The sequence below is a fragment of the Mesorhizobium sp. ArgA1 genome (assembly GCF_053714375.1).
Genome location: NZ_JBSKBQ010000004.1, coordinates 302,732 through 314,807 on the forward strand (window position 1 = coordinate 302,732; position 12,076 = coordinate 314,807).

At 65.1% G+C, this 12,076-nt stretch carries 10 protein-coding genes; 4 read left to right on the forward strand and 6 right to left on the reverse strand.

Going from position 1 to position 12,076, the window contains the following annotated elements; genetic code table 11:
- Together ACWGTI_RS13550 and ACWGTI_RS13555 are read left to right on the forward strand one after the other, a co-directional pair.
- Positions 1 to 732 (forward strand): GntR family transcriptional regulator, encoded by a 732-nt coding sequence (locus tag ACWGTI_RS13550; protein WP_454587575.1) that lies wholly within the window; start codon positions 1 to 3, stop codon positions 730 to 732.
- A 90-nt stretch (positions 733 to 822) separates the two neighbouring features.
- On the forward strand, positions 823 to 2,349 hold the full coding sequence (locus ACWGTI_RS13555) for a malonate--CoA ligase (protein WP_454587576.1): 1,527 nt from the start codon (positions 823 to 825) through the stop codon (positions 2,347 to 2,349).
- A 34-nt stretch (positions 2,350 to 2,383) separates the two neighbouring features.
- Here the strand turns inward: ACWGTI_RS13555 and ACWGTI_RS13560 are convergent, their stop codons facing one another.
- From ACWGTI_RS13560 to ACWGTI_RS13585, 6 genes are read right to left on the reverse strand one after another with little or no spacing between them, the layout of a single operon-like run.
- Positions 2,384 to 4,441, reverse strand: coding sequence for an ATP-binding cassette domain-containing protein (locus ACWGTI_RS13560; RefSeq protein WP_454587577.1), 2,058 nt, complete (start codon positions 4,439 to 4,441; stop codon positions 2,384 to 2,386).
- 60 nt (positions 4,442 to 4,501) lie between these two features.
- Positions 4,502 to 5,614, reverse strand: coding sequence for an NAD(P)/FAD-dependent oxidoreductase (locus ACWGTI_RS13565; RefSeq protein WP_454587578.1), 1,113 nt, complete (start codon positions 5,612 to 5,614; stop codon positions 4,502 to 4,504).
- A 9-nt stretch (positions 5,615 to 5,623) separates the two neighbouring features.
- A complete protein-coding gene (gene nagA, locus ACWGTI_RS13570; RefSeq protein ID WP_454587579.1) occupies positions 5,624 to 6,799 on the reverse strand; it encodes an N-acetylglucosamine-6-phosphate deacetylase in 1,176 nt (391 codons plus the stop codon).
- Positions 6,796 to 7,827, reverse strand: a complete 1,032-nt coding sequence (locus ACWGTI_RS13575; RefSeq protein ID WP_454587580.1) for an SIS domain-containing protein — start codon at positions 7,825 to 7,827, stop codon at positions 6,796 to 6,798. The genes nagA and ACWGTI_RS13575 overlap by 4 nt, the downstream gene beginning before the upstream one ends.
- Positions 7,824 to 8,606: a GntR family transcriptional regulator gene (locus tag ACWGTI_RS13580; RefSeq protein ID WP_454587581.1), complete on the reverse strand. Its 783-nt coding sequence runs from the start codon at positions 8,604 to 8,606 to the stop codon at positions 7,824 to 7,826. The genes ACWGTI_RS13575 and ACWGTI_RS13580 overlap by 4 nt, the downstream gene beginning before the upstream one ends.
- The gene (locus tag ACWGTI_RS13585) at positions 8,603 to 9,481 is read right to left on the reverse strand and encodes a BadF/BadG/BcrA/BcrD ATPase family protein (protein ID WP_454587582.1); all 879 of its coding nucleotides are present in this window, start codon (positions 9,479 to 9,481) and stop codon (positions 8,603 to 8,605) included. The genes ACWGTI_RS13580 and ACWGTI_RS13585 overlap by 4 nt, the downstream gene beginning before the upstream one ends.
- Positions 9,482 to 9,679: 198 nt before the next feature.
- On the opposite strand from ACWGTI_RS13585, the gene ACWGTI_RS13590 reads away from it, so the two are divergent.
- A complete protein-coding gene (locus ACWGTI_RS13590) occupies positions 9,680 to 10,636 on the forward strand; it encodes an N-acetylmuramic acid 6-phosphate etherase (protein WP_454587583.1) in 957 nt (318 codons plus the stop codon).
- Between the two features lies 1 nt (position 10,637).
- Positions 10,638 to 11,897, forward strand: a complete 1,260-nt coding sequence (locus ACWGTI_RS13595; protein WP_454587584.1) for an ABC transporter substrate-binding protein — start codon at positions 10,638 to 10,640, stop codon at positions 11,895 to 11,897.
- Positions 11,898 to 12,076: the final 179 nt, after the last annotated feature.

The window sequence follows — 12,076 nt, forward strand, 5'->3', positions numbered from 1 at the left end:
TTGACCTACGGATCTGCCGATACGAGCGAAGGCGTGGGGGCCAAGAGCACACTCGCCAGCACGGTCTACCAACAGCTTCGCGACGATCTCCTGCGCGGCGTTTTTGAAAGTGAAAGCAAGCTTCGTGTCGAATGGGTGGTTTCCCGTTACGGCGCCGGTGCCTCACCGGTTCGCGAGGCTCTGAACCGGCTTGCTTCGGAAGGCTTGCTCGGCCGCCACGACCAGCGCGGTTTCTTCATCATGCCGGTCAGTGCCCCGGAACTCGAGGAATTGACGCGCACCCGCTGCTGGCTGGAAGAGCGGGCGCTGCGTGAATCCATTGCCAACCGCACCGGCGAATGGGAAGAGCAACTGGTCCTGGCCTTGCATCGGCTGGCACGCGCGCAGCGCCGTTTGCCGGAGGATCCGTCCTCGAACAATCCGGAATGGGAAAAGCTGCATCGCGCCTTTCATCGGGCGCTGATCGCCGGCTGCCGGTCGCACTGGCTGATAGGTTTTTGCGACCAGCTTTCCGACCAAGCCTCCCGCTATCGGCTGATCTCCCAGGAAGGCAGCGAGCGCGACGATATCGGCGAGCATCGCCTGATCGCCGAGCGTACCGTGGAGGGCGATGCCGATGGCGCCGTCGAAGCGCTGCTCAGCCATTATCGCCTGACGGCGGCCATGTGCATGGAGCGGTTCAACGAGAGCGGCGATCTCCGGGTCAGCAAGGCGCTGCGCGGCCGCAGATAGAAGCAACTTCCGGCTTCGATCCGAAGTCCGCTTGCCGCGGTTTTCCAAAAACGATTGTTTTCTTTCGAGGCCATGCGCTAGGGAAGACGCATGAGCAATCACCTGTTCGACGCCTTTCGCGACCGCATGCCCGCGCCCCAGCGCACCCTGATGGAGACCGATGACGGGCGTTCGATCCGTTATGGCGACATGCTGGTGCGGTCGGCACGATTGGCGCAGGCGCTTAAGCATTTCGGCGTCAGGCCTGGCGACCGCGTCGCGGTACAGGTCGAGAAAAGTCCCGAATGCATTTTCCTTTACCTCGCCTGCCTGCGCGCCGGCGCGGTCTTCCTGCCGCTCAACACCGCCTACACATTGACGGAGCTCGGCTATTTCTTCGGTGATGCCGAACCGCGGTTGGTCGTTTGCGACCCGGCGCGGGCAGGCGATATCGCGCCGTTGGCGCAGGCGTCGGGCGCCGTCACCGTCACGCTAGGCAGCAACGGTGAAGGTTCGCTGACCGAACTGGCTGCGCAACAGGCGACGGATTTCGACGATGTGGCACACGGGCCGGACGACCTCGCGGCGATCCTCTACACATCGGGCACCACCGGCCGCTCGAAGGGCGCCATGCTCAGCCACGAAAACCTGGCCTCCAATGCGCGCGCGCTGGTCGAGCAATGGCGCTTCACCGGGGATGACGTGCTGATCCATGCGCTGCCGATCTTCCACACGCATGGCCTGTTCGTCGCCACCAACGTCACCCTGATGGCCGGCGCTTCCATGCTGTTCGAGCAGAAATTCGACGCGAGCCGCATCGTCTCGCTTCTGCCGCGTGCCACGGTGCTGATGGGCGTGCCGACCTTCTATAGCAGGCTGTTGCAGCAGGAGGCACTGGACTCCCACGCTGCGAAAAACATCCGCCTGTTCGTTTCCGGCTCGGCGCCGCTGCTTGCCGAAACGCACGAGGCCTGGCGCGAACTGACCGGCCACGCGATCCTCGAGCGCTATGGCATGACCGAGACCAACATGAACACGTCCAACCCCTATGAGGGCGAGCGCCGCGCCGGCACGGTCGGTTTTCCGTTGCCCGGCGTTTCGCTGCGCATAGCCGATCCGGACAGCGGCGCTGCCCTTGGCCAGGGTGAAGTCGGCATGATCGAGGTGAAAGGGCCGAATGTCTTTTCCGGCTACTGGCGCATGCCGGAGAAAACCAAAGCGGAATTCCGCGACGACGGATTCTTCATTACCGGCGATCTCGGGCTCATCGACACCGATGGCTATGTCCATATTGTCGGCCGTGGCAAGGACCTGATCATTTCCGGCGGCTACAACATCTACCCGAAGGAGGTCGAGAGCGAGATCGACGCGCTGGACGGAATCTCGGAAAGTGCGGTCATCGGCGTTGCCCATCCCGATTTCGGCGAAGGCGTCACCGCTGTCGTGGTGCGGGCGCCGGCCTCGCAAATCACCGGCGCCGAGATCGTTGGCGCCATCGCCGGCCGGCTGGCGAGATACAAGCATCCCAAGCAGGTCATCTTCGTCGACGAGCTGCCGCGCAACACGATGGGCAAGGTGCAGAAGAACCTGTTGCGCGACACCTACAAAGGCCTCTACGGCGGATCGGAAGCCGGCTAAATAGATCGGCTGTTCACGGTTCGGCAGTGTCGCCTTACTTGCGAGGCCTCTCGATCCGCGTGCCGGAACCCCACAGAGCGCGATTAAGCAAGCTGCGCTTGCGGTTGCGCGGAATAAGGTCGACATCGCTGACGAGCTTGGCGCCGCCCTCACGCCTTTCCAGGGTGATCTTGCGGCTGTGGAAGGCTTCGAGTTCTGCGCGGTGCGCCACGCTGATGATGGTGACATCAGGCAGTTCGCGGATCACCGTCACCATCATCGTGTCCTGGCTCTTCTCGTCGAGCGCCGAAGTCGCTTCATCCAGCACCACGATATCGGGGCGATGCAGCAGCAGGCGCGCGAAGGCGAGGCGTTGCTTTTCGCCACCCGACAGCGTCTGGTCCCATGGCGCGTCTTCCCTGATCCTGTCGGTGAGATAGCCAAGCCCCACCTTGGCGAGGGCAGCCTTGATCTGCTTGATCGTCCACTTGTCCGCCGCCGCGGGATAGGCGACCGCGCGGCGAAGCGTGCCGGTGGGGATGTAGGGGCGTTGCGGCAGCATGAACAGGCGCCTGTCGGCGTGGAAATTGACGCTGCCGCCGCCCCATGGCCACAGGCCCGCGACGGCCCGCACCAGCGTCGACTTGCCTGAACCAGATTCGCCGGCAACCAGTACCCGCTCGCCCGGCTCGATCACGACCTCGGTTTCCTTGACCACGGAGGTGCCGTCGTCGAGTGTCACGGAAAGATTGTCGAGGCTGAGGATGGCGCCGTCTTCGGTTTCGCCCCGGTTGATGCGTCCGAGCGCATCGCTCTGCTCGGCGCGCTCGAGCCCGTCGAGCGACATCATCAGCGAGGCAATGCGCCGCGCGGAGGCGTTCCAGTCGGCGAGACGCGGATAGTTGTCGACCAGCCAGCCGAACGCGCCTTGCACGATGCCAAAGGCAGACGCCGCCTGCATCACCTCGCCAAGCGTCATCGAGCCTTCGAGGAATTTTGGCGCGCACAGCAGGATCGGCACGACCGGCGCAAACAGGCTCGATCCCTGCGACACCGCCGCCGTGCGCATGTGCTGTCCGGTCAGCAGCGCCCATTGCCTCAGCACATGGCCGAAATTCCTGTCGATGCCGCCGCGCTCCTCCTCCTCGCCGCCCAGCAAGGCGATGCTCTCGCCGTTTTCGCGCACGCGCGTCAGCGTGTAGCGCAGTTCGGCCTCCGCCTGGTTCTTCCGCTCGGAGAGCTGGACGAAATTGCGGCCGATGACCACCATCGAGGTCGAGGTGATGGCGGCATAGATGATCGCGGTGATGACCAGGAAGCCGGGAATGGTGATGCTCTCGCCGCCGATCGGCAGGGTGAGCGCGCCGCCGATGGTCCACAGCACGACGATGAAGGTCGAAGCCGACAGGAACGCGTTGAGGACGCCGGCGATGAAATCGACCGGCGACTCGGTGGCGATGCGCAGATCCTCGGTCATGCGGGCCTCGGGGTTCTGGTGGTCGCCGCCCACGAGGTTCAGCTGGTAGTAGCGGCCGTTTGCCAGCCAGCGCGCGACGACCCCGGTGGTCAGCCAGGAACGCCAGCGGCGCTGGATCGTCATGCGCAGGTAGACCTGCGCGACGACAAGGCTGCCGCTGCAGATCACCAGCGGCACGAATACGGCGCTGAGGAGATAGACTGTGCGGGCGCTGCGCTGCTCGAGGGCATCGAACATCGAGCGGTTCCAGACATTGATGCCATACTGGAAGCCGATGTTGATGCAGATCAGCAGCAGCACTCCGATCGTGAATGGCCAGGCGAGCCGGTCGCCGCGCCGGCTCCAGTAGCCGCGCGCGCTGATCCAGAAACGCCGCAGCAGGTATTTCTTGCGCGCCTGCTCAGCCTCTTCGGGCGTCAGCTGCGGATCGGGTTCGATAGCTTCCGGCGGCGGCCCCGCCTGGCCGTCGACCTCCGGCGCTGGGTCGGCGGGCGTTGGTTCCTTTTCGCGGGGCTCCTCCTCGCCCGTTCGTCGGGCGCGCGGCTTTTGTCGTGACGGCTTTTCCCGACGCGACTTCGGGGCATCGCTCGGTCTGATGCCGTCGGTCGGTTTCGATTTGGGTTTCGCCTCGGACATACGCACCGACAACGGCCTCAAAATCAAAAGGTTTCATGGCTTGAGATGGCACCAGCCTCGTCATTCCGGGCCGAGCAGCTCCACGACATGGTCAGCGATCGCCAGGCTTGCAGTCAGACCGGGGCTTTCAATGCCGAACAGATTGACGATCGGCCCAGAGCCATGGTCGGACGGCCCCTGGATCACGAAGTCGGCAGCCGGCTGTCCCGGACCGGACAGTTTTGGCCTGACGCCGGCATAGGCCGGTTGCAGGGCGTCGTCCGCAAGGCTGGGCCAGTAGCGCCGGATCTGGTCATAGAAGGCAGCACTTCGGTTGGGATCGACGGTATAGTCGACGCGATCGATCCATTCGACATCCGGGCCGAAGCGGGCGCTGCCACCAAGGTCGAGGGTCAGGTGCACACCAAGGCCGCCATGGACGGGCACCGGATAGATCAGCCGCGAGAAGGGCGAGCGGCCGGACAACGAGAAGTAATTGCCACGCGCCAGCCATAGCGGCGGAACGAGGTCTTGCGGGAAGCCTTCCATGCGTCTGGCCAATGCCTGGGCATCGAGGCCGGCTGCGTTGATGAAGGCACCGGCCTTGACACGGAACCCCTCGCCATTGGCGTCACGCGTGTCGATCCGAATCCCGTCGGCTTCGATGGCCGCGCCGGCGACGGCAGTGAGCAAAGCAACGGAGGCGCCGGCCGCTTCCGCATCACCGCGCAGCGACAGCATCAGTGCCTGGCTGTCGACGACGCCGGTCGACGGCGACAGCAGCGCGCCGGCGCAGGTCAGCGCAGGTTCGAGGCCTTCGGCCTCTGCGCGCGTCAGAAGCGTGAGGTCAGCGACCCCGCTTTGCGTTGCGTTGATCTGGATCGCCCGCAGCCTGTCCAACTGATCAGGTTCGACAGCAACGATCAACTTGCCGGTGCGCCGGTGGGCGACGCCGTGCTCATGGCAATAGGCGTAGAGACGCTCGCGGCCCTCGACGCAGAGCCGGGCCTTCAAGCTGCCCGGCGCATAGTGGAGCCCGGCATGGATGACTTCCGAGTTGCGCGAACTGGTTCCCGTGCCGATGGCGTTGGCCTTTTCGACCACCAGCACCTCGCGGCCGGCCAGCGCCAGCGCACGGGCAATGGCGAGGCCGACAACACCGGCGCCCGCGACAACGCAATCGACATCATGCATGGGCAGACTTTAGCGTGAACCGCTGCTGCCTGCAAAAACCCTGTCGCCGCCGATCCACACGCCCTTGACGTCGAGGTTGTCCGACAGTGCGACGATATCGGCCACCGTGCCGTTGGCGAAGCGGCCGAGCCGGTGCGCCTGGCCGAGCGCCTGCGCCGGATAGAGCGAGGCCATGCGCAATGCCTCCGACAGGTCCAGCCCGACGATCCTGTGCACATAGCGGACGGCTGAGATCATATCGAGATCGGCACCGGCCAGCGTGCCGTCGGCCAGCCGGAGGCTGCCGTCCTTGCGGTAGATGATGCGGCCGTTGAGGGTGAACGAGGTCATGTCGGTTCCGATCGTCGCCATGGCGTCGGTGACCAGCACGACCCTGCCTGGCCCCTGCTTGGCGCGCAACGCGATCGCCATGGTGGCCGGGTCCACATGGATGCCGTCGGCGATGATGCCGGCCGACAGGCCGCCTATGTCGATGGCCGCGCCCGCCAGCCCCGGCTCGCGGTTGCCGATCTGGCTCATGGCGTTGAACAGATGGGTAACCACGCTGGCGCCGGCATCGGCAAAGGCTCTGGCCGTGGCATAGCCGGTGTCGGAGTGGCCGAGGCTGACGACGATGCCGGCCTTGGTGAGTGCAGCGACGCGGGCTGGCTCGACGGATTCGGGCGCGATCGTCGTCAGCAGCACCGGCAGGTTTTTGCGCGCGACGATCAGTGCCGCCTCGTCGGCATCCGTCATCGGTCGGATCAGCGCCGGGTCATGCGCGCCCTTGCGGGCAACGGAAAGATGCGGTCCCTCGAGATGCAGGCCCAGGAAACCCGGCACCTTCTGCCGCGCCGCCTCGGCGCCGGCGGCAATGGCCGCGGCGGTGATTGCGGGCGTGTCGGTAATCAGCGTCGCCAGCAGCGCCGTGGTGCCGAATGGCGCATGCGCCCGGCAGATGGTTGCGAGCGAGGCGACATCGGGATGGTCGTTGAGCATGACACCACCGCCGCCATTGACCTGCAGGTCGACGAAGCCCGGCGCAAGCATGCCGCCTCCAGTGTCGATGCGGGCAACCCCGGACGGAATGGCGCCGACAGCATGAATGCCTTCGACCACATCGCCCTGCACGACAAGGGCTGCATTGTCGTGCCAGTCATCGCCGTCGAAGATGCGGGCGCCAGTCAGGGCAAAACGGTCGCTCATACGGTTTCCGTCACCTTGCGCAGATTGCGCGGCACATCCGGATCGAGGCCGCGATGGCGTGCGAAGGCCTCGACGAAGCCGTAGAAGGACACGATCAGCGTCAGCGGGTCGGTCAAGGGATGGCCGGTGGCGACGTGCGGCAGCGGCCGTGCACTCCTCGACTTGTCCGAGGTGACAAAAACGGCGGCGCCCTTGCCGGCAAGGTTGTCGGCGGCTTCGGCCACGGACGGCTCGGAGGCATCGCGGGCGGCCAGCGCCAGCACCGGAAAACCCGGACCGACCAGCGCCAGCGGGCCGTGCATGACTTCGGCGGCACTATAGGCCTCAGCATGCATGCCGCAGGTCTCCTTGAACTTCAGCGCCGCCTCGTTGGCCATCGCCGCGGACGGGCCGCGGCCGAGGATGAACAGCGATTGCGGCGTTTCCAGCGCGCCGGCCAACGCCATCCAGTCGCAGGCGATCGCCTCGCTGAAATGCTCGGGCAAGCGGGCAAGGGCGGCCAGCAGCTTGTCGTCGCCGGTGCAATGCGCCATCAGCGCCAGGCCGGCGACCGCCGAATTGACGAAGGTTTTTGTCGCCGCGACACTGCGTTCGGGCCCGGCCAGGATGTCGATGGCAAAATCCGATGCACGCGCCAGCGGCGAATCGGCGGTGTTGGTGATGGCAACGGTGAGCGATCCGCCCGCCCGCGCCGTTTCGGCCATGGCGACAATGTCGGGGCTCTTGCCCGATTGCGAGATGGCCAGGCAAGCCGAGCCGGCGAGCTTGAGCTTGGCGCCGTAGATCGACGCGATCGACGGGCCGACCGAAGCAACGGCAAGACCGGCGGTCAGTTCGACGGCATATTTCATGAAGGTGGCGGCATGGTCGGACGAGCCGCGCGCGACGGTGACGACAAAGCTCGGATCGCGCTCGCGAATACCGCGCCCGGCCTCGGTCAGCACTGCTGCCGAGCCGTCGAGCAGGCGCGCGACGGCTTCGGGGATTTCGTCGATCTCGCGCCGCATGTGAGTTGTTTTGGGGATCATGGTCGGCCCTCTTCGCTCGGCCCTGTCAGGCGCAGTTCGGCGACGAAATCATAGGCGTCGCCCCGGTAGATGGAGCGGGTGAATTCGATCACCTTGCCGCTCGCGAGATAGGAAATGCGTTCAATATGCAGGCCGGCAATGCCCGCCGGCACTTCGAGCAGGCGCGCGTCTGTGTCGCCGAGATTGGCGGCCGAAATGCGCTGCACCGCCCGCACCGGGCGGTTGCCGGTCAGTTCCAGCGCCGCATAGAGCGAGGAACCGATCCCGGCCGGATCCGGCAGCACGCTGGCCGACAGCGAGGCACGCTCTATGGCCAGCGGCGTGTCGTTGGCGATGCGCAGGCGCGACACCCGCGCCACCAGTTCGTTCGACGACAGGCCGAGCACCATCATCTCGTCGGGCGAGGGCGCGTAGAGGCCGCGGTCGAGCCAGGCCGAACGCACGGCCATGCCGCGCCGGGCCATGTCCTCGGTGAAGGAGGTGAGCCTGGACAGCGACTGCTCGACGCGCTCCATGCGCGGCGCGACAAAGGTGCCGGAACCATGGCGTTGGACGAGGATGCCGCCCTTGACCAGATCCTGCACCGCCTTGCGCACGGTGACGCGCGAAATGTCGGCCTTGGTCGCGATGTCGCGCTCGGAGGGAAGCGCATCGCCCGGCCCGATCAGGCCGCGATTGACGGCGTCCTCGATGCTTTTCCTGAGCTGCAGATAGAGCGGCGCGCCGCTTTGTGACGACTGCTTCAGCGTGGCGAAGATCTGGTCGGCGGCCTCGCTCATCGCGCTACCTCCGCTTTGGCGAAGATGCGCGCCGCCATCTGCACGGCGCCGCCCAGCGCATCGTCGAGCGGCGGTTTCAGCAGCGCCTGGTAGCGCTGGGAAAGGCGCGACGCATAAAGCGGCGCCAGCCCGCCGAGGAGGCAGAGCGGGGCATCGTGCGAAAGATCGAGTGCGCCGAGCGAGGCCTCGACATCGGCAACCGCCTTGTCGACGATCCAGTTGGCGACGGCGTCGCCCTTCTCGGCGTGCTCGAACACTTTGGGCGCGAAGCCGCCGAAATCGCCGGGTTTGGCGTTGGTGGTGAATTCGACCACGTCTTCGGGATTGTTGCGGAAGGTCGCCATCATGCTGTCGGTCAAGGGCGAGCCCGGGCGGACGCCGTCATGGGCAAGCAGCGTCTGTTCGAGCAGGTCGCGGCCGATGCGAGCGCCGCTTCCCTGGTCGCCGACCTGGAACCCCCAGCCGCCAATGGCGCGCGACATGCCACCCTTGCGCGCCATATAGGCGGTGCCGGTGCCGAGAATGGCCATGGCGCCGTCACCCGAGCCGACCGCGCCTTCGAGCGCGATCTCGGCATCGGTCTCGACGCGGCTGATGCTGAACGGCAGGATTGCTTCGAGTTGCTGCCGGTAAGTCCCGACATTGGCGCCGGCAAGGCCAAGAATGGCTGGTGTCTGCGGGATCTGGTCCGGGTCCTGCCCTCCGGCGATGAAGGCCTGCCGTGCCGCCTCGACAATATGGGTGCGAGCCCCAGTCAGATCGGTGCGGATGTTGGCTGCGCCACTTTTGGCGCGGCCAATGACAGCGCCATCGCCTGTCGCAAGGGCTGCCCTGCAGCTGGTGCCGCCGCCATCAATACCGAGCACGAAATTCACGCGATTTCTCCTCGGGGCGAATAATACCAATAAAATACCAATAGCCAAGGGTTAATTTCCGTTTCAAAAAGATTAAGACGTATTTTATTGAAAATCCTAGGCATTTCGTCGGCCCAGCGATTTCTGACACCAAAATCCGTTAATGCGTGTGGACAAGTGGTATTTTTTTGGTATTGTTCCCTCATCGGAGGTACAGGGATGGCCGAACCGCGCACCGAAGCGCTTCACAGGAATGCCGAGGGACTGGACATCCAGGCCCCGGACACCATCCTTTCTTCCTTGGTCAATGCACAGATCGAGGCCGCCAAGGCCGTCCGCGACGCCATTCCCGCCATCGCTGCCGCAGCCGAGCTCATTGCCGGCCGGCTGAACGGCGGCGGCAAGCTCGCTTATGCGGCCGCCGGCAGCTCCGGCCTGATGGCACTGGCCGACGCCCTGGAATTGCCCGGCACTTTTGGCATCAAGCGCGAGCGCATCGTCATTCTGATCGCCGGCGGCGACGAAGCTTTCAAGACATTGGCCGGTGGGCCGGAAGACGACACCGACGAAGCCTCGGCGGCAATCGCCGGCGCCGGCATCGGCAAGGGCGACTGCCTGATCGCGATTTCGGCCAGCGGCTCGACGCCGTATGCGGTCCAGGCGCTGAAGGATGCGCGGAGCCGAGGAGCGGCGACCATCGCCATCGCCAACAACAAGAACACGCCGCTGTTCAAGCTGGCCGACGTCGCCATCCTGCTGGAAACGCCGCCGGAGGTGATTGCCGGCTCGACGCGCATGGGCGCTGGCACAGCGCAGAAGATCGCGCTCAACATGCTGTCGACGCTGACCGCCATCCATCTCGGCCACGTCCATGACGGCTACATGGTCAATCTCACCGCCGACAACATCAAGCTGCGCGACCGCGCGGCACGCATCGTCGCCGCCATCAGCGGTCACGACAGGCAAGATGCCGCGCGCCTGCTCGAAGCGAGCGGCGGCGTTGTCAAGACAGCCATTCTGCTCGCCGCCGGCGCCGCCAACGCCGATGTGGCCGAGAAGATACTGGAAAGGACCGGCCAGAAGCTCAGGCCAGCCCTTTCCGCGATCGAGGGGAACAAGGGCGCGAAGGCCCCTGTTCTCAAAACCGAACCTGAAAAAGGTCAACAGGGAGACTAGCATGACAACGAAACTACTGACGGCACTGCTTCTCGGCACCAGCATTCTCGGCACCGCCGGGCTGGCTCACGCCGCCGACGTAACGCTCAACATCGAAAGCTGGCGCGGCGACGACCTCACCATCTGGAAGGACAAGCTGATCCCGGCCTTCGAGGCCAAGAACCCCGGCATCAAGGTGGTGTTCGCACCGTCGGCTCCGACCGAGTATGACGCCGCTCTCGGCGCCAAGCTCGCCGCCGGCTCGGCTGGCGACCTGATCACCTGCCGCCCGTTCGACAAGTCGCTCGAACTGTTCAAGAAGGGCAACCTGGCCGACCTCTCGGCACTGCCCGGCATGGAAAACTTCTCGCCTGTCGCCAAGGCGGCCTGGCAGACCGACGACGGCAAGTCGAGCTTCTGCGTGCCGATGGCCTCGGTCATCCACGGCTTCATCTACAACAAGGACGCCTTCGACAAGCTCGGCATCAAGGTGCCGACGACGCGTGACGAGTTCTTCGCCGCGCTCGACAAGATCAAGGCCGACGGCACCTACATTCCGATGGCGATGGGCACCAAGGATCTGTGGGAAGCCGCGACCATGGGCTATCAGAATATCGGCCCGAACTACTGGAAGGGCGAGGAAGGCCGCGCAGCGCTCATCAAGGGCGAGCAGAAGCTGACCGACGCCGACTGGGTCGCGCCCTATGCCGAACTGGCCAAGTGGAAGCCATACCTCGGCGACGGCTTCGAAGCCCAGACCTATCCGGACAGCCAGAACCTGTTCACCCTCGGCCGCGCCGCCATCTACCCGGCCGGCTCGTGGGAAATCGGCCTGTTCAACACCCAGGCGCAGTTCAAGATGGGCGCCTTCCCGCCGCCGGTCGAGAAGGCCGGCGACACCTGCTACATCTCGGACCATACCGATATCGGCATGGGCCTGAATGCAGCCTCGAAGAACGCCGATGCAGCCAAGACCTTCCTGTCCTGGGTCGCCTCGCCGGACTTCGCCACCATCTACGCCAACGCACTGCCGGGCTTCTTCAGCCTGAATTCCAGCCCGGTGAAGATGGAAGACCCGCTGGCGCAGGACTTCGTCTCCTGGCGCGACAAGTGCAAGTCGACGATCCGCTCGACCTACCAGATCCTGTCGCGCGGCACGCCGAACCTCGAAAACGAGACCTGGGTTGAATCGGCCAACGTCATCAACGGCACCGATACGCCGGAAGCTGCCGCCAAGAAGCTGCAGGACGGCCTCGACAGCTGGTACAAGCCGGGCAAATAAGAGCTCACAGACAGACCGGCCGGGCGCGTGCCCGGCCGGCCTTTACATTACAGATTGCGATTGTCGGCGCTGCCTCTCGGCCTTACCCTTTTGTCTTGTGGGGAAAGGCTGGCTGACCAGTCGCAGGCCTTCGTCCTGCCCATGCCGGGCAAGGACACCGGGGTCGTGCATCGAGGCAA